This is a genomic window from Streptomyces sp. NBC_00038 (assembly GCF_026343635.1).
Lineage (GTDB): Bacteria > Actinomycetota > Actinomycetes > Streptomycetales > Streptomycetaceae > Streptomyces.
Window position 1 is genome coordinate 7,260,945 of sequence record NZ_JAPELQ010000001.1, and the last position, 20,113, is coordinate 7,281,057.

At 69.4% G+C, this 20,113-nt stretch carries 20 protein-coding genes; 13 read left to right on the plus strand and 7 right to left on the minus strand.

What is annotated here, in order from left to right:
- Positions 1–32: 32 nt before the first annotated feature.
- Both meaB and OG219_RS33030 read left to right on the plus strand, forming a co-directional pair.
- Complete coding sequence (gene meaB, locus OG219_RS33025; protein ID WP_266832705.1) at positions 33–989, plus strand: methylmalonyl Co-A mutase-associated GTPase MeaB; 957 nt, start codon at positions 33–35, stop codon at positions 987–989.
- Between the two features lie 297 nt (positions 990–1,286).
- Positions 1,287–2,534, plus strand: a complete 1,248-nt coding sequence (locus OG219_RS33030) for an MFS transporter (RefSeq protein ID WP_266832707.1) — start codon at positions 1,287–1,289, stop codon at positions 2,532–2,534.
- Between the two features lie 20 nt (positions 2,535–2,554).
- On the opposite strand, the gene OG219_RS33035 is transcribed toward OG219_RS33030, so the two are convergent.
- A complete protein-coding gene (locus tag OG219_RS33035) occupies positions 2,555–3,199 on the minus strand; it encodes a PepSY domain-containing protein (RefSeq protein ID WP_266832709.1) in 645 nt (214 codons plus the stop codon).
- A 135-nt stretch (positions 3,200–3,334) separates the two neighbouring features.
- Here OG219_RS33035 and OG219_RS33040 point away from each other — a divergent pair, with 135 nt between their 5' ends.
- The gene (locus OG219_RS33040) at positions 3,335–3,997 is read left to right on the plus strand and encodes a response regulator transcription factor (RefSeq protein ID WP_266832711.1); all 663 of its coding nucleotides are present in this window, start codon (positions 3,335–3,337) and stop codon (positions 3,995–3,997) included.
- Positions 3,994–5,403, plus strand: coding sequence for a HAMP domain-containing sensor histidine kinase (locus OG219_RS33045; protein ID WP_266832713.1), 1,410 nt, complete (start codon positions 3,994–3,996; stop codon positions 5,401–5,403). Before OG219_RS33040 ends, OG219_RS33045 begins: the two co-directional genes overlap by 4 nt.
- A gap of 85 nt (positions 5,404–5,488) precedes the next feature.
- Here OG219_RS33045 and OG219_RS33050 read toward each other — a convergent pair whose 3' ends face one another.
- The 4 genes from OG219_RS33050 to OG219_RS33065 form a co-directional block, all read right to left on the minus strand.
- Positions 5,489–5,965: a MarR family winged helix-turn-helix transcriptional regulator gene (locus OG219_RS33050; RefSeq protein ID WP_266832715.1), complete on the minus strand. Its 477-nt coding sequence runs from the start codon at positions 5,963–5,965 to the stop codon at positions 5,489–5,491.
- Between the two features lie 92 nt (positions 5,966–6,057).
- The gene (locus tag OG219_RS33055; RefSeq protein WP_266832717.1) at positions 6,058–6,855 is read right to left on the minus strand and encodes an AIM24 family protein; all 798 of its coding nucleotides are present in this window, start codon (positions 6,853–6,855) and stop codon (positions 6,058–6,060) included.
- Entirely contained in the window at positions 6,852–7,502 is a 651-nt protein-coding gene (locus OG219_RS33060) for an AIM24 family protein (protein ID WP_266832719.1), read from the minus strand. Before OG219_RS33060 ends, OG219_RS33055 begins: the two co-directional genes overlap by 4 nt.
- A gap of 1 nt (position 7,503) precedes the next feature.
- On the minus strand, positions 7,504–8,136 hold the full coding sequence (locus tag OG219_RS33065) for an AIM24 family protein (RefSeq protein WP_266836315.1): 633 nt from the start codon (positions 8,134–8,136) through the stop codon (positions 7,504–7,506).
- Positions 8,137–8,331: 195 nt separating this feature from the next.
- Here OG219_RS33065 and OG219_RS33070 point away from each other — a divergent pair, with 195 nt between their 5' ends.
- From OG219_RS33070 to OG219_RS33085, 4 genes are all read left to right on the plus strand, one after another.
- Positions 8,332–8,685 carry a DUF3817 domain-containing protein gene (locus OG219_RS33070; protein WP_266832721.1) on the plus strand — a complete coding sequence of 118 codons (354 nt, stop codon included), beginning with the start codon at positions 8,332–8,334 and terminating at the stop codon, positions 8,683–8,685.
- Complete coding sequence (locus tag OG219_RS33075) at positions 8,682–8,975, plus strand: MTH1187 family thiamine-binding protein (protein ID WP_261707197.1); 294 nt, start codon at positions 8,682–8,684, stop codon at positions 8,973–8,975. Before OG219_RS33070 ends, OG219_RS33075 begins: the two co-directional genes overlap by 4 nt.
- A 171-nt stretch (positions 8,976–9,146) precedes the next feature.
- A complete protein-coding gene (locus OG219_RS33080; protein WP_266832723.1) occupies positions 9,147–10,934 on the plus strand; it encodes a cellulose synthase catalytic subunit in 1,788 nt (595 codons plus the stop codon).
- A 3-nt stretch (positions 10,935–10,937) separates the two neighbouring features.
- Positions 10,938–12,893, plus strand: a complete 1,956-nt coding sequence (locus tag OG219_RS33085) for a galactose oxidase-like domain-containing protein (RefSeq protein ID WP_266832725.1) — start codon at positions 10,938–10,940, stop codon at positions 12,891–12,893.
- Positions 12,894–12,908: 15 nt separating this feature from the next.
- Here the strand turns inward: OG219_RS33085 and OG219_RS33090 are convergent, their stop codons facing one another.
- Positions 12,909–13,907, minus strand: a complete 999-nt coding sequence (locus OG219_RS33090; protein WP_266832727.1) for a glycoside hydrolase family 6 protein — start codon at positions 13,905–13,907, stop codon at positions 12,909–12,911.
- 190 nt (positions 13,908–14,097) lie between these two features.
- Between OG219_RS33090 and OG219_RS33095 the strand changes: the two genes are divergently transcribed.
- The 4 genes from OG219_RS33095 to OG219_RS33110 all read left to right on the plus strand — a co-directional run bounded on the left by OG219_RS33095 (position 14,098) and on the right by OG219_RS33110 (position 17,714).
- On the plus strand, positions 14,098–14,607 hold the full coding sequence (locus tag OG219_RS33095) for a MarR family winged helix-turn-helix transcriptional regulator (RefSeq protein ID WP_266832729.1): 510 nt from the start codon (positions 14,098–14,100) through the stop codon (positions 14,605–14,607).
- A 64-nt stretch (positions 14,608–14,671) separates the two neighbouring features.
- The gene (locus OG219_RS33100) at positions 14,672–15,004 is read left to right on the plus strand and encodes a DUF3817 domain-containing protein (RefSeq protein ID WP_266832731.1); all 333 of its coding nucleotides are present in this window, start codon (positions 14,672–14,674) and stop codon (positions 15,002–15,004) included.
- Positions 15,005–15,087: 83 nt separating this feature from the next.
- Positions 15,088–16,788: a methylmalonyl-CoA mutase gene (locus tag OG219_RS33105; protein WP_266832733.1), complete on the plus strand. Its 1,701-nt coding sequence runs from the start codon at positions 15,088–15,090 to the stop codon at positions 16,786–16,788.
- A gap of 155 nt (positions 16,789–16,943) precedes the next feature.
- Entirely contained in the window at positions 16,944–17,714 is a 771-nt protein-coding gene (locus OG219_RS33110; protein WP_266832735.1) for a hypothetical protein, read from the plus strand.
- 11 nt (positions 17,715–17,725) lie between these two features.
- Here the strand turns inward: OG219_RS33110 and OG219_RS33115 are convergent, their stop codons facing one another.
- Entirely contained in the window at positions 17,726–18,355 is a 630-nt protein-coding gene (locus tag OG219_RS33115) for a TetR/AcrR family transcriptional regulator (protein WP_266832737.1), read from the minus strand.
- Positions 18,356–18,645: 290 nt separating this feature from the next.
- Here OG219_RS33115 and OG219_RS33120 point away from each other — a divergent pair, with 290 nt between their 5' ends.
- Positions 18,646–19,632: a tetratricopeptide repeat protein gene (locus OG219_RS33120; protein WP_266832738.1), complete on the plus strand. Its 987-nt coding sequence runs from the start codon at positions 18,646–18,648 to the stop codon at positions 19,630–19,632.
- Positions 19,633–20,113 lie beyond the last annotated feature (481 nt).

The following is a 20,113-nucleotide window of genomic DNA, read 5'->3' on the forward strand; positions in this document are numbered from 1 at the left end:
CTTCTCGCCCACCTCTACTGAACGGAGCTGTGATGCAGGACGTCGCCTCGCTGGTGGCCCAGGCCAGGGAAGGCAGGCCGCGGGCCGTGGCCCGGCTGATCTCCCTGGTGGAGGGGGCGTCCGAGCAACTCCGCGAGGTCATGGCCGCGCTGGCCCCGCTCGCCGGGAACGCGTACGTCGTCGGACTCACCGGCTCGCCCGGCGTGGGCAAGTCGACGTCCACGTCGGCGCTGGTGACCGCGTACCGGCGGCAGGGCAAGCGGGTCGGCGTCCTCGCCGTCGACCCGTCCTCGCCGTTCTCCGGAGGCGCGCTGCTCGGCGACCGCGTGCGGATGTCCGAGCACGCCTCCGACCCCGGCGTCTACATCCGCTCCATGGCGACCCGGGGCCACCTCGGCGGGCTCGCCTGGGCGGCCCCCCAGGCGATCCGCGTCCTGGACGCGGCGGGCTGCGACGTGGTGCTCGTCGAAACCGTCGGCGTCGGGCAGTCCGAGGTCGAGATCGCCTCGCAGGCCGATACGTCCGTGGTGCTCCTCGCCCCCGGCATGGGCGACGGGATCCAGGCGGCCAAGGCCGGCATCCTCGAGATCGGCGACGTGTACGTCGTCAACAAGGCCGACCGGGACGGGGCCGACGCCACGGCCCGCGAGCTCAACCACATGCTCGGCCTCGGCGAGTCCCGCGGTCCCGGCGACTGGCGTCCGCCGATCGTCAAGACCGTCGCCGCGCGGGGTGAGGGTATCGACGAGGTCGTTGAAGCGCTGGAGAAGCACCGGGCGTGGATGGAGGAGCACGGGGTGCTCACCGAGCGTCGCCTCTCCCGGGCATCCCGGGAGATCGAGACGATCGCCGTCACCGCGCTGCGGCAACGGATCGGCGACCTGCACGGGGACCGGCGCCTCGGCGCGCTCGCGGAGCGGATCGTGGCGGGGGAGCTGGATCCCTACCGGGCGGCGGATTCGCTGGTGGAGGGGTTGAGGGAGGGCTGAGGGTCAGGTTTTTTCGCCCCCTCCGCCCCTACCCGTCCCGCACTTCCGGGCTACGCCCGGTTTCAGCCCGTCCGGCGTTTGAGGACGAGGCCGTCCAGGCCGAACGGGGGTCTGGGGGCGGAGCCCCCAGGAACGGGACGGGAAGGGGCGGAGGGGGCGAAAAAAGCCCTCCCCACCCCCCCACCCCCGCTGTTAAGTTGATCCCCATGTTCCTCCTCATGGCATAGGGCCCGCCCGAGCCGCGGCCACCGCGGCACTCAGGCGCCCCCTTCCGCCCTCTCGCCGAGGAACACACCCATGCCCGCGTCACCCCCGCGGCGGCCCACGTACGCCGCCGTCCTCCGCATCCCCCACGCCCGCCGCACCTTCACCACCGCCCTCGTAGGCAGACTGTCGTACGGCATGGTCTCCCTGGCCATGATGCTGACCGTGACCCGCACGACCGGGTCGTACGCCGTGGCCGGCACGGTCATGGCGCTGTTCGGCGCGATGAGCGTGTTCCTGTCGCCCGCGAGGGCGGCCCTGATCGACCGGTACGGCCCACGCCGTGCCCTCATCCCCATGGCCTCGCTCTACGCCACCCTGCTGGGAGCCTTCGCCGCGACCGCCTGGCGCCCAGGAGCACCGGCGGTGGTACTCGGCGCACTGGCCGTGGCAGCGGGCGCCTGCACGCCCCCGCTCGGCCCCACACTGCGCGCCGTCTGGAGCGAAGTCGTCGAGGACAGGCTGCTGTTGCAGCGGGCGTACAGCCTGGACGGTGTGGCGGAGGAGCTCCTCTTCGTCTCCGGGCCACTGCTGGTGGGCGGGGTCGTGCAGTTCGCGCCCCCGGCCGCCGGAGTAGCGCTCAGCGCCGTGCTGGTGTGGACGGGGACCCTGGGTTTCGTCCTGTCGCCGGCGGTGGCGGGCGTACGGCCCGCCGCACCGAAGGCGGGCCGCCCGCGAGCGCGGCTGCGCGGCGGCCGCGCCCTCGCGCAACCCGTCGTCGTCGCGGCGGGCGTCGGACTGGCGCTGGGCGCCCTCGACCTGCTGGTCATGGCCTTCGCCGAGCAGCGCCATCACGGGGACGACGTGGTGGCCTGGGTACTCGCCGCACTGTCCGCGGGCAGCGCGCTGGGCGGGCTGCTGAACGGCGCCGTCGACTGGCGTACGTCCGCCCGGGTACGGCTGCCGCTGATGGCCGGGGGAGTGGGGCTCGCCCTGCTGGCCGCCGGGCTCGCGCCAGGACTCGGTACACTGACCGTCGCCGTGGCCTGCGCCGGCTTCTTCGTGGCCCCGGCGCTGACCACGTCCTACCTGATCGCGGACGAGGCGGCACCACCCGGTTTCCGCACCCAGGCGGGCGCCTGGGTCAACACCGCGGTGAACGCCGGGAGTTCGGCCGGTGCGGCAGGGGTGGGCCTGCTGGTCGGCCAGTTGTCGATCGGCCTGTGCTTCGCGGTCTCGGGCGGAGTGGCACTCGCGACGGCCCTGGTCTCCGCGAGCGGCGCACGTCGCAGGTCCGCCCCGCAGGGCGCCGCCGCGGAGGCGGCGCCGAGCCGCGTCTGACCGCCCGCGAGGTGGCGGTCTCAGTCGTCGTCCGACGAGCGGTCCGGGGTGACCTGGGCCGTCCGGAGGTCGACCAGCCAGTCGTGCTCCGTGCCGCCGCTCTGCGTCCGGGTCTCCGCCTCCCAGGCGGGGGAGCCGGCGTCCTCGTCCAGGTCGATCGAGGTGACCGTGCCGTGGGCCGCCGCGGCCTTCGCCGCCTCCGTCGCGGTGATGGAGCCGCCCTGCAGGGCGGCCCGGACCCGGGCGGCGTCGTCGGCGTCGTCGGAGTCGTCCTCGCGCTCGGTGTGGGAGGAGAGGACCTTGCCCGTGGCGGGGTCGACGTGGACGCTGTGCCACTTGGATGCACTGTCGAGGATGTCGATGTCCCAGGTCACGGCGTCGTCCTCGTCGTCCAGTTCCGCCGAGACCGCGGTGCCCGGAGTGTGACGCAGGGCGCCTGCCAGCGCGTCGGCCGCCGTCACCTTCGTGGACTTCACCACGGTGGCGTCGTCGTCCCGACCGTCCTCGTCATGGCGTACGTCGTCGTCCTGGACGTCGGACGCCACCCGCACCTCCGACGGCCGCGTCCGCGCCCCGTCGTCGTCCGTGACCGCGAGGGCCGTCGCCGTGCCGCCCCCGACCAGTGCCGCGGCCGCGATCGTGGCGATGACGATGTTGCGCTTCATGAGAGTTCCTCCCGAGTTGTACCCGTACGACGCGGTACGGCGCCGTTCGACGGGGACCAATCTGCGCGACGGACGCTGAAGGCAGCCTGAAGCCGCCTGAAGCCTTCTTCAGGTTCGGTTTGCGACGCTTGGCGCATGCGCCTGTTGATCGTGGAGGACGAGAAGCGGCTGGCCCTGTCGCTCGCCAAGGGCCTGACGGCCGAGGGCTACGCCGTGGACGTCGTCCACGACGGGCTCGAAGGGCTGCACCGGGCCACCGAAGGGACGTACGACCTCGTCATCCTCGACATCATGCTGCCCGGCATGAACGGCTACCGCGTCTGCGCCACCCTCCGTGCCGCAGGCCACGACGTGCCGATCCTGATGCTCACCGCGAAGGACGGCGAGTACGACGAGGCAGAAGGGCTCGACACCGGCGCCGACGACTACCTGACCAAGCCGTTCTCGTACGTGGTGCTGGTGGCGCGCGTGAAGGCGCTGCTGCGGCGGCGCGGACAGGCCGGGGCCTCGCCGGTGCGGGTCGTCGGTGAACTGAAGGTCGACACCGCCGCCCGGCGGGTCTTCCGCGGTGAGGACGAAGTCACCCTCACCGCCAAGGAGTTCGCGGTCCTCGAACAGCTCGTGGTGCGTGCCGGGGAGGTGGTCTCCAAGGCCGACATCCTCGAGCACGTCTGGGACTTCGCGTACGACGGGGATCCGAACATCGTCGAGGTGTACGTCAGCACGCTGCGCCGGAAGCTGGGCGCCGCCCTCATCCGGACGGTACGCGGCGCCGGTTACCGCCTGGAGTCACGATGAGACGCCTCTTCGGGTCCGTGCGGTCGCGGGCCACCCTGGGCGCGACCCTGGTCGTCGCCGTCGCGCTGATCGCCGCCGGGGCCGCCGTGACACTGTCCCTGCGGTCCAACCTGAGCGGGCAGGCCAGTACGCAGGCCGAGCGGGCCGCCCGGTCGGTCGCCGCCGATCTCGCGGGCGGGCAGGCCTACGACCAGCTGTCACTGGACGACGACGACCGCCCTGTCCAGGTCGTCGACGAGACAGGGACGCTGGTCGCCGCGAGCGAGGAACTGGAGCGGATCAGCGGGACGGGCGTCGACGCCGTACGGCCGGGGGCACCTACGGCCGGCGTCGGCGACGATGACGATGACGACGAGGCGGACGACGAGTCCCTCGAACCCGGTGAGATCGGCGAGGCGACGACCTTCAGCGACGGCTCCGCCACCATCGACGGAGACTCGGAGGACTACCGGTTCGCCGCGGTGACGGTGGAGGTGCCGGACAAGGGCACGCTCACCGTGTACGCGGGTGAGCCACTGGCCGCCGAACAGAGCGCCGTACGCACCGCGTCGACCGTCATGCTGATCGGGTTCCCGCTGCTCCTCGCCGTGGTGGCCGCGGTGACCTGGCGGGTGACCCGGCGGGCGCTGCGGCCCGTCGAGGGCATCCGGAGCGAGATGGCCGCCATCACCGCCTCCGAGGATCTGACGCGGCGGGTCCCCGTGCCGGACACGCACGACGAGGTCGCCGGTCTGGCGCGCACGACCAACGAGACACTGGCCGCGCTCGAACTGTCCGTCGAACGGCAGCGACGGTTCGTCGCCGACGCCTCGCACGAACTGCGCAGCCCCATCGCCTCGCTCCGCACCCAGCTCGAAGTGGGCGCCGCGCACCCGGAACTGCTCGATGTGGCGGGGGCCGTCGAGGACACCGTACGACTGCAGCGGCTCGCCGCCGATCTGCTGCTGCTCGCACGACTCGACGCGGGGGAGAGGCCCGCGGACACGCGCTTGGACCTGGGGGCGGTCGTACGGGAGGAGGCGGCCGGCCGGGCGGGGGTGACCGTCGACGCCCCGACCGTCGAAGTGACCGGGTCCCGGGGCCAGCTGGCGCGAGTGCTCGCCAACCTGCTGGACAACGCCCAGCGGCACGCACGGGAGAGAGTCACCGTGACACTGCGTACAGACGGTGCCTGGGCCGTGGTGGAGGTCGCCGACGACGGGCCCGGCGTACCCGCCGACCAGCGCGAGCGCATCTTCGAGCGCTTCGTACGACTCGACGACGCCCGCACCCGCGACGACGGCGGGGCCGGCCTGGGCCTCGCCATCGCGCGGGATGTGGCGGTACGACACGGTGGAACACTCACGGCCCGAGAGGCACCCGGAGGAGGCGCCCTCTTCGAACTCCGGCTCCCTGGAGCCCCGTAAGGGGCGCGGGGAACTGCGCGACCAGCCACAGCGGCCCCGCAGACAAAGCCGACCCGCAGCTAGAGTCGGCCTACCCAGCGGAGCGCTACGGCTTGCCCCGCTGCCCCCGCAAATGCTCCGCGATCGGCGTCAGAGTCTTGTGAAGCTCCTCAAGCGCCTCCGGCGAAAGCAGGTCCATGAAATGCCGCCGCACAGAGGCCACATGGTGCGGAGCAACCTTCCGCATCGTCTCCATGCCGTGCTCGGTGAGGACCGCGTACAGCCCCCGCCGGTCGGACTCGCAGTTCTCGCGGCGCACCAGGTCCGCGTTCTCCATGCGCGTGATCTGGTGCGAGAGGCGGCTCTTGGACTGGAGGGTGGCGGCTGCCAGGTCGCTCATCCGCAGCCGTACGCCCTCCGCCTCGGAGAGGTTCACGAGGATCTCGTAGTCGTTCATGGTCAGGCCGAACGGTTGCAGGTCCCTTTCGAGCTGGTAGGTCAACAGCCTGTTGACCTCCAGTTGGGTGCGCCAGGCACACTGCTCCGCATTGGTCAGCCAGCGCGTGGCCGTCTCGGTCTCCATAAGTGAAGTCTACCTAAAATGTTGAAAGGCGAACTAGTGAGGGTTGTGTGACTACGCGCACGCGTTCGACGTCACACTCCGCAGACTACCGCTCACAGCCCGAAGCGACGCTGGAGGTCCCCCAGCTGTCCGGGAAGGCGCGGTGCGCCGGCTTGCTGTCCGTGCTGACCCGGCACCCCGCCCCCGCCCGGCACTCCGGCCTGCTGCGGGACCGCGCCCGTGGCCTGCTCGGCCATGAGGGTCTCGGTGGACTGGAGCAGCACCGTGCCCGCCCCTACGAACTCGAACTGGTGCTCTTCACCGGAGGCCCCGCCGATGCCCGTCATCGCACGTAGGCCGCCCATGACACCTGTCATGTACCCGTGGTCGTAGTGGTGGCACGGGGAGGGGCAGTCCGCCCAGCCGACCAGGGCCTGTGGGTCCACTCGGATCGGGGGTTCCATGAACACCACGGGGCCGTTCGAGGCGGCCACAAACTTGCCCGTTCCGATAAGGGTCAGAAAACCCGGCACGATCGACTGCTTCAGCGCGAGACTTGGCTGAAAAGCGAGCAGGTTGCCCGAGCGAATGGTCAGGTTGCCGTTCTCCAGGTCGTACGAATTGACGTCGAAGGCCCGGTCGGCGAGGAGCATCTTGCCCGAGCCCTCCGCCACCACCCAGTCGCTCGCGTGCAGAGGCGAATGAAAGGACGTACGGACAAGTCGGTCGAGTCGGCCGTGTCCGACGCCGTTGAAGGAGATCGATCCGTAGTAGGCGATCATCTTGCCCTTCTGCAGGAACCACTGGCTCCCCTTGAGCTCCACGCAGAAGGTGTAGTTGTTCACGTTGTCGTCGACGGGCAGCGTCATCGGGTCGTGGACGACCGGCCCGGAAGCCCCGTATCCGCTCACAGCTTCTCCTCCGAGGCCTGGACGTACACCGCACCGTTGCCGCTCAGCTCCAGCTGGAACGCCTCGCCCGAGCCGCGGCCCACCATGTCGCGCCAGCCGAGCGCCGTGGACAGCTTGTTGCGCACGTCGCCGTGGTGCGCGACATACGCCTGCGGGTCGACATGGACCGGACGCTGCGGGGTGATCGGGATCTCGAAGACACCCCCGTGCGCCATGACGGCGACCGCGCCGTGCCCCTTCAGAGTCGTCGTGAAGAGCCCCTGGCCGCTCACCTGGCCGCGCACCATGCCCATCACCCCGCCCTGCGAGCCCATGAACATCGTGCCCTGCTGGAGGGTGCCGTCGAAGGCGAGCAGCCGGTCCGCCTCCACGTACAAGGTGTCGCCGGTGAGGCCGATCACCTGGATGTGATGGCCGCCGTGCCCGAAGAGCACCGTGCCGGAACCCTCGACCGTCATCAGCGGCGTCGCCTCGTTCGCCAGGCGGCGGCCGAGCATCGACATCACCCCGCCCTGACCACCCTGGATGTTGGGCGTGAAGGACACCTCACCCTTGTACGCGAGCATCGCCCCGCGCTGACTGAACATCCGCTGCCCCGGCATCACCGTGGCCTCGACCATCTTCGAGTTCACTTCGCGGAAAGGCATGTCACACATCCCCCGCGATCGTGTTCCGCTCACTGGGCTGCACATAGACAAGGCCGTCGCCCTCGAAGCGGATCTGGAAGGCCTCGCCGCCACCCTCACCCATGAACGTGCGGAAGGTCACACCGGACTGGAAGGACTGCCGCACATTGCCCTGGTGCGCGATGTACGCGCCCGGATCGACCGTCAGCGGGTACTGCGAACTCACCCGCAGCACCACCGCCGGGCCGTCGGACACGATCGCCGCCTGCCCGTGCCCCTCGACGGTCGTCGTGAACAGCCCGTTGCCCTGGGTGGCACCGCGCATGCCGGTGAACGACGTGCCCGTACGCAGCCCGGCATCCGTCACCAGCAGATTGCTCGACTCGACGTACAGCTTGTCCCCCTGGAGATTCACGAGGTTGATCTCGGAGGCCCGGTCCGCGAACCAGCACGTCCCATGCCCCTTCACCTCCATCACCGTCATCTGCTCACCGGTGAGACGCCGGGTCACCATCCCCCGTACGCCCTCACCACCGCCGCTCATCTTCTTGAAGGCCATCTGACCGTCGTACGCCACCATCGAGCCGTTCTTCGCCTTCACGGCGTCCCCGGTCATGTCGACGGCCAGCACCTTGCTGCCTTGAAGTCGGAACATCGCCACGTTGCGAAGGTAGCGGCCGAGTACGGGCCGCCAAAAGGGCCCCAGGGTGGATATCGACCCTGATCGCACCCCTAGGGGCGCCGGAGCGGACCCCGTGGCCCTGTACCGTCCAGCCGTTTGCCACAATGGACGCACGTTTGTGCTTGTGTTCACAAACTGTCGGCCGACGTCTCCCACCGAAGGTGACCCGTGGATCTCAAGACAGCTTCCGCCCTCCGCCGCCTCCGCCTGGTCTCCGTGCCGGAGGGCATCTCCTGGATCCTGCTCGCCGCGTGCACGGTCATCAAGTACACGGTCGCCGAGGGCTTCGACGTCGCCCCGGTGCTCGGGCCGATCCACGGCGTGCTGTTCATCCTGTACGTGATCTTCTGCCTGGACGCCTGGAACCGCACCAAGTGGAACGCCGGGACCGGCGCGCTCTACCTCGCGTACTCGATCATCCCCGGCGGCGGCTTCATGGCCGAGCGCAAGCTGCGCCGCGAGGCCGAGAACGCGGTCATCGCCTCCCGCGCCCGGCGCGAGGGAGTCGTGGAGACGTCATGATCGTCGCCTTCTCCGTGACACCCCTGGGTGTCGGCGAGGACGTGGGAGAGTACGTCGCCGACGCCGTCCGGGTCGTACGCGAATCGGGGCTCCCCAACCGCACCGACGCCATGTTCACCTCGATCGAAGGTGAGTGGGACGAGGTGATGGCCGTGGTCAAGCGCGCCGTCGCCGTCGTCGAGGAGCGCGCCCCGCGCGTCTCCGTCGTCCTGAAGGCGGACATCCGCCCCGGTGTGACGGACGGTCTGACGTCCAAGGTCGAGACGGTGGAACGCCACTTGTCCGCGTAGACCTCGCGCAGGCAGACCCCGGTCCTTCTGGGCCGGGGTTTTGTTGTGTCCGGTCCACCGCCGCCGATTACCCCTTCGGACGCGCCCAGTTCGACACGCCGCCAAATGTCCACTTGTGTATGGGTATCGGTTCGTTCGATCACCGGACAAGTTCAATCACTGGAGGGCGCTGTGCGGCCCGAGGGCTACGACTACGACACCTACAGCCGACTCGCCGGACCGCTCACGCAGCCGTCCGGCCCGGCGTACCAGGTGCAGTACACCAAGCTCCTCTCGCGAGAGCCGCACCGAATACGCGCCATCCTGCTGATGACCTTCGCGCCGATCCTCACCGGCGTGCTCCTCGTCTACCTCGTGTGGCCGAGCCACTGGGTGGAGCGCGAAGGCGGCGCACGCTGGCTGATCGGCCTCGACATCACGATGCTCATAGCCATCGGGCTGATCGAGCTGTTCATGGTCGTCAACGTGGTCAGCATCGCCCACGCCACGATGGTGGCCCGGGACCCGATCCCCGTCGCGGCCCAGGAAGGGACACGGGTCGCCTTCCTCACCACGTACGTCCCCGGCAAGGAACCCCTCTCCATGGTCCGCGCCACCCTCGAAGGCGCCGTCCGGGTCACCCACACCGGACCCGTGGACGTCTGGCTCCTCGACGAGGGCAACGACGAACAGGCCAAGGACCTCTGCGCGGAACTCGGCGTCCGCCACTTCACCCGGTTCGGCGTCCCGGCGTGGAACCGCGACAAGGGCGCCCACAAGGCCCGTACCAAACACGGCAACTACAACGCGTGGATCGCGATGCACGGCGCCGAGTACGAGTTCTTCGCCTCCGTCGACACCGACCACGTCCCGCTCCCCAACTTCCTTGAACGGATGATGGGTTACTTCCGGGACCCCAACGTGGCCTTCGTCGTCGGGCCGCAGGTCTACGGCAACTACCAGACCCCCGTCACCAAGGCGGCCGAGTCCCAGCAGTTCCTCTTCCACGCGCTGATCCAGCGCGCCGGCAACTGCTACCGCGCCCCCATGTTCGTCGGCACCAACAACGTCGTACGCATCGCGGCCGTCCGCCAGATCGGCGGCCTGTACGACTCCATCACCGAGGACATGGCCACCGGCTTCGAACTCCACCGCCACAAGAACCCGAAGACCGGCAGGCACTGGCAGTCCGTCTACACCCCGGACGTGCTCGCCGTCGGCGAGGGGCCCGCCTCCTGGACGGACTTCTTCACCCAGCAGATGCGCTGGTCGCGAGGGACGTACGAGACGCTGTTCAAGCAGTACTGGAAGGCGCCGTTCACGATGCCTCCCGGCCGCCTCTTCTCCTACACCATGATGCTCGTCTACTACCCGATGACAGCCGTCAACTGGCTGCTGGGCATCATGAGTTGCTTCCTCTTCCTGTGGTTCGGAGCATCCGGCACCCAGGTCACCGCGTCCGTCTGGCTGATGCTCTACAGCGACGCGGCCGCCCTCCAGATCGGCCTCTACCTCTGGAACCGGCGGCACAACGTCTCCCCGCACGAACCCGAAGGCTCCGGCGGACTCGCCGGGATGGCCATGTCGGCCCTCTCCGCACCCATCTACCTGAAGTCGCTCGGCGAAGCCCTGATCCGCCGCCCCAGCCGCTTCGTGGTCACCCCCAAGGGCGGCGAGGCCAACCCCGACCGGCTGCTGACCTTCCGTATCCACCTCACCTGGGCGGCGCTCCTCGGCGTCTCACTCGCCGCGTCGGTCGCCCTCGACCACACCCACGCGGCCATGCGCACCTGGGCGCTCCTTGCCATGGGCATCTCGCTCGCCCCGGTCGGAGTGTGGATCTCCACCTTGCTCAAGGAACGCAGGGCCCGGCAGCTGCCCCACACGCCGACCGCACGGATCACCGAGGCCGCCGAGCCCGCCCTCGCGGCCAGCGGCAGCTCCGCCACGGTCACCGGCTCCACGACAGGAGGTAACTAGGCCATGGCCTACCAGCCCTCGCAGAAGACGAAGAAGACCGTGCTGGGCATCGGCGGCATAGTCGTACTCGCCGGACTCAACGCCCCCGCCGCCGTCGGCTTCGCCAGCGAGAAGTACTACGAGTACAAGATCGCGCAGCCCGGCTACAAGGCGCAGTACGGCTCCTGGAGCCACCTCGACATCCCCGACGACTACCGCACCAACGCCATCCACGCCGCCCTCCTGCACACCGGCAAGGTGCTGATCGTCGCGGGCTCGGGCAACGAGAAGCGGAAGTTCGACAAGGGGTCCTTCGACACCGTCCTCTGGGACCCGACGACGGACACCTTCAAGAAGATCCCCACCCCCGACGACTTCTTCTGCTCCGGGCACGCCCAACTCCCCAGCGGCAGAATGCTGGTGGCCGGCGGCACCGCCCGCTACGAGCTGCTCGAGGACGAGGTCGAACGGGCCGGCGGCGGTATGCGGGTGAAGAACGAGAACCCCGACAAGGCGGTCCTCCTGAAGAAGGGCACCCGCTTCCGCTCACCCGCCGGCGTCGAGTACGTCAGCAAGGTCGACGTCACGGTCCCCAAGGCGAAGCGCACCCAGAAGATCACGTACAACCGTGCGGGCGTCATGCAGCCCTGGAAGACCAAGGTCGTCGCGAGTGAGGCCCGCGTCTTCGTGGAGGCCACCGAGGACGGCCCGACCTCGGCCACCGACAAGCAGGCCCAGTACGAGATCGTCGGCCTGAAGGGCAAGGAGGCGGACAACACGTACGGCCTCTCCGAGAAGATCACCCTGGAGAAGCAGGACTTCCAGGGGATCAGAGCCGCCTACGAGTTCGACCCGAAGGCCGAGAAGTACATCCCCGTCGACCCGATGCAGAAGGCCCGCTGGTACCCGACGCTGGTCGGACTCCAGGACGGGCGGGTCCTCGCGGTCTCCGGCCTCGACGACGTCGGCATGATCGACCCCGGCGACAACGAGATCTACGACCCGAAGACCAAGAAGTGGACGCCGGGCCCCAAGCGGTACTTCCCGACGTACCCCGCGCTCTTCCTCACCAAGGGAGGCAAGCTCTTCTACCCGGCGTCCAATGCCGGTTACGGGCCCGCCGAGAAGGGCCGCGAGCCCGGCATCTGGGACCTGAAGACCAACAAGTTCGAGAAGGTCCCCGGCCTGCGGGACCCGGAGGAGACGGAGACCTCCGCCTCCCTCCTGCTGCCGCCCGCGCAGGACCAGAAGGTGATGATCCTCGGCGGCGGAGGGGTCGGCGAGTCCAAGAAGTCGACCCCGCGCACCGCCGTCGTCGACCTCAAGAAGGGCAGCCCCTCCTTCGAGGACGGCCCCAACCTCCCCCAGGGCACCCGGTACCTGAACAGCGTGATCATGCCGGACGACTCCGTCTTCACCACCAACGGCTCCGAGGACTACCGCGGCCGCAGCGCCAGCAACATCCTCAAGGCGCAGTTCTACGACCCCAAGGCCAACTCCTTCTACGAGGCCGCCTCTCCGAAGGTCGGGCGCAACTACCACTCCGAGGCACTGCTGCTGCCCGACGGCCGCGTCGCCACCTTCGGCTCCGACCCGCTCTTCGACGACCAGCAGAACACCAAGCTCGGCCACTTCGAGCAGCGCATGGAGATCTTCACCCCGCCCGCCCTGCACAAGAACGGCAAGAACCGCCCGGTGCTGGGAGACGGCCCGGAGGTGCTGGACAGCAAGCGGCGCGCGACCTACCCCACCGAGAATCCGGAGCGTGTGGTCAAGGCCCGGCTGATGCGCCCGAGCGCGGTCACGCACACGACGGACGTCGAGCAGCGGTCCATCGAACTCGGGCTCACCAAGACCAGGAACTCGGTCACCGTGGACGTACCGAACGACCGGGCGTTGGTGCCGCCGGGGTGGTACATGCTGTTCGTGACGGACGGGGAGGGGACGCCGTCGGAGGCGAAGTGGATCCAGGTGCGGTGAACCGGCCTGCCGTGCCTACGACTTGGAGTTACGCGCCAGACTCAGCGCGTACTCCGGCCACCACTGACCGGCGTCCGGCCCGCCCTCGCAGGTGCCGTCCGATTCCCCGGGCCGTTTGATCCACAGATAGGCGTCCAGGGCGGGCTCGCCCGTGTCGGTGGTCGGGCGGGTGCCCAGCGCCCGGCCCGACGGGTTGCACCAGACGCCGGGCAGCGGCCCGTTGCCGTTGCGGCTGGAGTCGATGACGAAGTGCTTGCCTCCGAGGTCCTGGGAGAGACGGAGGCCGTACGTCTTCGTCACCGCGTCCGTCTGGAAGTTGGAGACGTTGAGCGCGAAGCCGTCCGCGTTCTCGATGCCGGCCCGCTTCAACGGGTCCACCAGCTTCCACGGCTCCTGGATCCAGGACGGGTTGCCCGCGTCCAGGTACACCTGCGTGTTCGGCTGCTGCTTCAGGCGGAGGATCGCCTCGCCGAGCAACTGCTCGCGCTCGGCGTGGTACTCGCCGGGAGTGCAGCCGTCCACGATGTGCGCGACCGCGTCGGGCTCCAGCACCACCAGGGCCTTGCTGCCGCCGAGCGCGTCCGCGAACTTCCCGATCCACGCCCGGTAGGCGTCCGCGTCCGGCGCCCCTCCCGCCGAGTGCTGGCCGCAGTCCCGGTGCGGGATGTTGTACGCGACGAACAGCGCCGTCCGCCCCTCCTGCGACGCCGACGTGGTCGCGGACGCGACCGCGGGGGCCGGGTCGATCTCACCGGCAGGCCACAGAGCGACGGGCTGCCCGGCGATCCGCTCCAGCTGTTCGGCGTCCGCGGTGCGGCCCTGCCGCTCCCACAGCTCGATCTGCTCGGCGGCGGAACTGGCCGGATCGACCCAGAAGGGCGAGGCCGGCGCGGGGCTCGCCTTCTTGGTGGCGGCGCCGGCGACGGAGGCCTCGTCGACGCCTGTCATGGACGAGCAGCCCGCCGCGAGCCCGAGCACCGCGAGTGCCGCGAAGGTACGGATCAGCCGGGACATCCTGCCCCCTTGAACGAAAGTGACTATCAGTGACGATTCATGAGCAATCGTTACATAGAGCGCTTAATCGACATGGATACGACACTGGGGCGGCGGGGTTCGGAGGGCGTTCTGCCAGGCGTTCCGCGGCCGGGTACCGAAACGCGAGACGGGGCTGACCACGATGTGACCGGCCGGTAAGGTCTTTGGCGTGTCGAAGCCGCTCAGCCTTGCCTTTGATCCCATCGCCCGTGCCGACGAGCACTGGAAGCAGCGGTGGGGATCGGTGCCGTCCATGGCGGCGATCACCTCGATCATGCGCGCGCACCAGATCCTGCTCGCCGAGGTGGACGCGGTGGTGAAGCCGTACGGGCTGACGTTCGCGCGGTACGAGGCGCTGGTGCTGCTCACGTTCTCCAAGGCGGGCGAGCTGCCGATGTCCAAGATCGGTGAGCGGCTCATGGTGCATCCGACGTCCGTGACGAACACGGTGGACCGGCTGGCGAAGTCCGGGCTCGTCGACAAGCGCCCCAATCCCAACGACGGGCGCGGCACGCTCGCCTCCATCACCGAGAAGGGCCGCGAGGTCTGCGACGCGGCCACCCAGGACCTGATGTCGATGGACTTCGGGCTCGGGGCGTACGACGCCGAGGAGTGCGGGGAGATCTTCGCGATGCTGCGGCCGCTGCGGGTCGCAGCGCGGGACTTCGACGAGGAATAGCCTCCTCCGGTACGAGCCGGGGGCGCCCGAAGATCGCCCGGAGTGCCTGGTTACGCTCGTTGGCATGAAGAAGAGCGTGCTGACCCGCTACCGGGTGATGGCCTACGTCACCGCCGTGATGCTGCTGGTGCTGTGCACCTGCATGATCTTCAAGTACGGCTTCGACAAGGGAGAGGACATCACGCTCGTGGTCTCGCAGATCCACGGCGTGCTCTACATCGTCTACCTCGTCTTCGCCTTCGATCTGGGCTCCAAGGCGAAGTGGCCGCTCGGCAAGCTGGCATGGGTGCTGCTCTCGGGGACGATCCCGACCGCGGCCTTCTTCGTCGAGCGCAAGATCTCCCATGAGCTCGAGGGCAAGGTCGTGGACGGCTCTCCCGTGGTCGCCAAGGCGTAATCGCATAACCCCTGCCGCCGTATGGGCAACGTACGGCGGTCAGCCATCGACATTTACTAGGACGTCCTAGTAAATTCGAAGGTATGGACGCTGACGCCATCGAAGAGGGCCGCCGACGCTGGCAGGCCCGGTACGACGCCGCACGCAAGCGCGACGCGGATTTCACCACGCTCTCCGGCGATCCCGTGGAGCCGGTGTACGGGCCGCGGCCCGGGGACACGTACGAGGGCTTCGAGCGGATCGGCTGGCCGGGGGAGTACCCCTTCACCCGCGGCCTCTACCCGACCGGCTACCGAGGGCGCACGTGGACCATCCGGCAGTTCGCCGGGTTCGGGAACGCCGAGCAGACCAACGAGCGCTACAAGATGATCCTCGCCAACGGCGGCGGGGGCCTGTCCGTGGCCTTCGACATGCCGACGCTGATGGGGCGGGACTCCGACGACCGGCGATCGCTCGGCGAGGTCGGGCACTGCGGCGTCGCGATCGACTCGGCGGCCGACATGGAGGTCCTGTTCCAGGACATCCCGCTCGGCGACGTCACGACGTCGATGACGATCAGCGGGCCTGCCGTGCCCGTCTTCTGCATGTACCTGGTGGCCGCCGAGCGGCAGGGCGTGGACCCCGCCGTCCTCAACGGCACGCTCCAGACCGACATCTTCAAGGAGTACATCGCGCAGAAGGAGTGGCTCTTCCAGCCCGAGCCGCACCTGCGCCTCATCGGCGACCTGATGGAGCACTGCGCCGAGCGGATCCCGGCCTACAAGCCGCTCTCCGTCTCCGGCTACCACATCCGCGAGGCCGGCTCGACGGCCGCTCAGGAGCTGGCGTACACCCTCGCCGACGGGTTCGGGTACGTCGAGCTGGGCCTGTCCCGCGGCCTCGACGTGGACGTCTTCGCACCGGGCCTGAGCTTCTTCTTCGACGCGCACCTCGACTTCTTCGAGGAGATCGCCAAGTTCCGGGCGGCACGGCGGATCTGGGCCCGCTGGATGCGGGACGTGTACGGGGCCACCTCCGACAAGGCGCAGTGGCTGCGCTTCCACACGCAGACGGCGGGCGTCTCGCTGACCGCTCAGCAGCCGTACAACAACGTGGTGCGTACGGCGGTGGAGGCGCTGGCGGCGGTCCTCGGCGGCACGAACTCGCTGCACACGAACGCCCTGGACGAGACGCTCGCACTGCCTTCCCAGCAGGCCGCGGAGATCGCCCTCCGTACCCAGCAGGTGCTGATGGAGGAGACGGGCGTGGCCAACGTGGCCGACCCGCTGGGCGGTTCCTGGTTCGTCGAACAGCTGACGGACCGGATCGAGGCGGACGCCGAGAAGATCTTCGAGCAGATCAGGGAACGGGGGCTGCGCGCGCACCCGGACGGACAGCATCCGATCGGTCCGATCACCTCCGGGATCCTGCGGGGCATCGAGGACGGGTGGTTCACCGGGGAGATCGCCGAGTCCGCGTTCCAGTACCAGCGGTCGTTGGAGAAGGGCGACAAGCGGGTGGTGGGCGTGAACGTCCACCACGGCTCCGTGACCGGCGACCTGGAGATCCTCCGGGTCAGCCATGAGGTGGAACGGGAGCAGGTGCGGGCGCTCGGCGGCCGCAAGGCCGCTCGGGACGGCGCGGCGGTCCGGTCCGCACTGGACGCCATGCTGGCCGCCGCCCGCGACGGCTCCAACATGATCGGCCCGATGCTGGACGCGGTACGGGCGGAGGCCACGCTCGGGGAGATCTGCGACGTCCTCCGGGACGAGTGGGGGACGTACACGGAGCCGCCGGGCTTCTGACGGGCGCCGCGCGATCAGCGACACCTCACGGCCGCTCTCGGCGCCGGTCACCGGCGCGGGGAGCGGCCGTAGGCAGTTGTACTCATGACCGGCTGCCGCCGGGGCGGGACGATGGGCCGTGATGGTGGACCCGGGCGGGGCAACTGGGGGACGGTATGGGGAAGTTCCTGACAGGCGTGTGCGCTGTGTTCGCGACGGTCGGAGCGCTCGTGCTCGCGTACGCGGTGGGGGCGCCGCTCTCCGTGGTGCTGGGGGCCGCGGCCGGGGTGGTGAGCCTGCTCTGGCTGCTCGTTCTGCTGACGGTGCCGTGGAATCTCTACTTCCGGGCCCACTCGGTGCTCGCCGAGATCGCGGTGAGCCGGGAGAAGGGGCTCGTGGTCTCCGCGGAACGGGACGCCGAGGCCGCGAGGATCGCCCGCGTGATGCTCCGGGTCGCCATCGCCGGTCACCTGGTGACGGCGGGCCTCGTCGTCGCGGTCACCGCCGCCACGGGCAACGCCACCGGCTACTGGTTCGCGGGCTTCTTCCTGCTGAGCACGGTCTTCCGCCCCGCGGGCGCCTACTTTGCGCAACTGCGCCGACGCCTCGGCACGCTGCTCAAGGACGTGACGTACCCGCGCGACGACGTGGTCGAGCTGCGGGGCAATGTCACGCGGCTGGTGACGGGCGTGCGGGTCCTGGAGGAGAAGACCGAGGAGCAGTACCGCTCCCTCGCCGAACTCCGGCGCACGGTCGACGCGTTGGGTGTCTCGGTGTACGAACGTGCCGATGACGCCGACCGGAAGATCGTCGCGCTGGGACGGGAGTTCGAGGCCACGGTGAACCGGCTCACCAACAACGAGGAGATCATCTCGGGGTTGAAGGCGTTTTTGCGGTTGCTGCGGGCGGGGGACGGCGCGCAGGGCGCCCTGAGGCCCGGCCCTTGAGGGGGATGCCTTTACGCCGATTCCGCCGCGCCTGCCAGGCCGAGCAGCAGGACTCGGGTGAAGCTGTGCACCCAGTTCTCGTCCGCGGGCTCCGCGCTCACCAGGGTGCGGTGGACCACCGCGCCCGCTACCACGTCGAAGATGAGGTCGGCTGTGCGGGCCGCCGTGACGGGGTCCGGCTCCGGTGGGAGTTCGCCGCGGAGCTGGGCTCGGGTGCGGCCCTCCAGGACCAGGCACTTCTGGCGGTCGACGATGGAGGTGCGGATGCGTTCGCGCAGGGGCTCGTCGCGGGTTGATTCCGCCACCACCGCCATCAGGGCGGTCTTCGCCTCCGGGCGGGACAGGATTGCCGCGAACTGGAGGACCACGCCCTCGATGTCGGCGGCAAGGCTGCCGCGGTCGGGGAGTTCGAGTTCGTCGAAGAGTTCGGCGACCGCGTCGACCACGAGCTCGTTCTTGCCCGCCCAGCGGCGGTAGAGGGTTGTTTTGGCCACGCCGGCGCGGGTCGCGACGTCTCCCAACGTCAGCTTGGACCAGCCCAGTTCGACCAGTGCGGCCCGCGTCGCCTCCAGGATCGCGGCGTCCGCGGCGGCGCTGCGTGGGCGCCCCGTCGTATGGGGGGCGGAAGTGCGACTCTGCATGTCAGTGACCATATCCGGCCGCCCTGTGTCGCGGATCCGGCCGTGCGGGGCCGTGTCCTGCGGCCGTATCCGGTTTTCCTGTGAAGCCGTGAGCCAGATCACCGGGGGAGGGCGGACATCGAGGCCCCCCGACAGTTACGCTACGACCCGTAGCGAAAGCTCGAACGCGGACGACAACCGCACTGGCGCCAGGTGGGGACCCGGCGCCCGGCAGTACTCAATGGGGACGTAATCGGCCTGGCTTTCACAAGGCTTTTCACACGCGCGCACAGGAGGGGGAAGATGTACTCATGCAGCCACGGAACATGTCCATGAGCGGAGTCGTCGACCTCGCCGCGGTGAAGGCGGCCCAGGAGGCCAAGGCGAAGGCGGAGCAGGCGCGCGCCGAAGCGGCCAGGCAGGGTGGCGGGGGTGAGAGCGGGGGTGTTTCTCCCGCCAGCCTTGTCATCGATGTCGACGAGGCCGGGTTCGAGCGCGACGTCCTGCAGCGCTCCACCGAGGTCCCGGTCGTCATCGACTTCTGGGCCGAGTGGTGCGAGCCGTGCAAGCAGCTCAGCCCGGTGCTCGAGCGGCTGGCCGCCGAATACAACGGACGCTTCGTTCTTGCCAAGATCGACGTCGATGCCAATCAGATGCTGATGCAGCAGTTCGGGATCCAGGGGATCCCGGCCGTCTTCGCGGTGGTCGCCGGGCAGGCGCTGCCGCTCTTCCAGGGTGCGGCGGGCGAGGCCCAGATCCGCGGCACCCTTGACCAGCTCGTGCAGGTCGCCGAGGAGCGCTTCGGGCTGACCGGCCTGGTCGTCGACCCGGACGCCGAGCCCGGGAGCGCCCCGGTCGAGGCTGCCGAGGCGCCGGCCGGACCGTACGACGCGCTCCTCGAAGCCGCCGTGCAGGCCCTGGACGCGGGTGACTTCGGCGGTGCCGTACAGGCGTACAAGAACGTGCTGAGCGACGACCCGGGCAACACGGAGGCCAAGCTGGGCCTCGCCCAGGCCGAGTTGCTCCAGCGGGTGGCGGGCGCCGATCCGCAGCAGGTGCGCAAGGACGCCGCCGAGAAGCCGGGGGACGCGCAGGCGCAGATCGCCGCCGCCGACCTGGATCTCGTGGGCGGGCATGTCGAAGACGCGTTCGGGCGGCTCATCGACACGGTGCAGCGCACGGCGGGCGGCGACCGGGATGCCGTACGACTGCGGCTGCTGGAGCTCTTCGAGGTGGTCGGCGCCGATGACCCGCGGGTGATCGCGGCGCGCAGGGCGCTGGCGCGGGCGCTCTTCTGACGGGGACTCCGACGGGTTCTCTGACCTGTTGCTAAACGCCGGGGCGTGTGATGCCCGGGTGAAAGATGTGCCGACGGAGCGAGAAGTGGCCGCGCTTTACCAAATCTTGGTAAACGCGGCCGCTGTTACTTGGAGTAAGTCGGGGGCGTTGATCTGTCGGATTCTGTCCGAGGATCAACCAGTGTGTCACCCACCTTGATGCCACCCTGCGTTGTCGACCGATACCGACGGGTCGTTGTTCGGTTATCCGCCCGTTACTAGCCAGTAACGAACCCCCTTGCGGGGGCGGCGAGAATGCACCACGATCGGCGACGCTCGGTCCATTACCCCCTACCCCGACAGCCAATCGGGTCAAGGGGTTTTCTGGGTCCCCACCGAGTAGGGACGGCGACAGTGGTGCCGTCTCTTGGGCAGGGGGGTCTTTGCCGTTCGGCAGAGCCTGTCCAGCAGGTTGTGCGTGATGTGCGTCAGGCGCGACCAG

Coding starts and splice junctions, on each gene's coding strand:
- meaB (WP_266832705.1), top strand. CDS start 33: ATGCAGGACGTCGCCTCGCTGGTGGCCCAGGCCAGGGAAGGCAGGCCG.
- OG219_RS33085 (WP_266832725.1), top strand. CDS start 10,938: ATGGCCTACCAGCCCTCGCAGAAGACGAAGAAGACCGTGCTGGGCATC.
- OG219_RS33060 (WP_266832719.1), bottom strand. CDS start 7,502: ATGCCTTTCCGCGAAGTGAACTCGAAGATGGTCGAGGCCACGGTGATG.
- OG219_RS33040 (WP_266832711.1), top strand. CDS start 3,335: ATGCGCCTGTTGATCGTGGAGGACGAGAAGCGGCTGGCCCTGTCGCTC.
- OG219_RS33045 (WP_266832713.1), top strand. CDS start 3,994: ATGAGACGCCTCTTCGGGTCCGTGCGGTCGCGGGCCACCCTGGGCGCG.
- OG219_RS33105 (WP_266832733.1), top strand. CDS start 15,088: ATGGACGCTGACGCCATCGAAGAGGGCCGCCGACGCTGGCAGGCCCGG.
- OG219_RS33115 (WP_266832737.1), bottom strand. CDS start 18,355: ATGCAGAGTCGCACTTCCGCCCCCCATACGACGGGGCGCCCACGCAGC.
- OG219_RS33050 (WP_266832715.1), bottom strand. CDS start 5,965: ATGGAGACCGAGACGGCCACGCGCTGGCTGACCAATGCGGAGCAGTGT.
- OG219_RS33090 (WP_266832727.1), bottom strand. CDS start 13,907: ATGTCCCGGCTGATCCGTACCTTCGCGGCACTCGCGGTGCTCGGGCTC.
- OG219_RS33030 (WP_266832707.1), top strand. CDS start 1,287: ATGCCCGCGTCACCCCCGCGGCGGCCCACGTACGCCGCCGTCCTCCGC.
- OG219_RS33100 (WP_266832731.1), top strand. CDS start 14,672: ATGAAGAAGAGCGTGCTGACCCGCTACCGGGTGATGGCCTACGTCACC.
- OG219_RS33035 (WP_266832709.1), bottom strand. CDS start 3,199: ATGAAGCGCAACATCGTCATCGCCACGATCGCGGCCGCGGCACTGGTC.
- OG219_RS33120 (WP_266832738.1), top strand. CDS start 18,646: ATGCAGCCACGGAACATGTCCATGAGCGGAGTCGTCGACCTCGCCGCG.
- OG219_RS33075 (WP_261707197.1), top strand. CDS start 8,682: ATGATCGTCGCCTTCTCCGTGACACCCCTGGGTGTCGGCGAGGACGTG.
- OG219_RS33065 (WP_266836315.1), bottom strand. CDS start 8,136: ATGTTCCGACTTCAAGGCAGCAAGGTGCTGGCCGTCGACATGACCGGG.
- OG219_RS33110 (WP_266832735.1), top strand. CDS start 16,944: ATGGGGAAGTTCCTGACAGGCGTGTGCGCTGTGTTCGCGACGGTCGGA.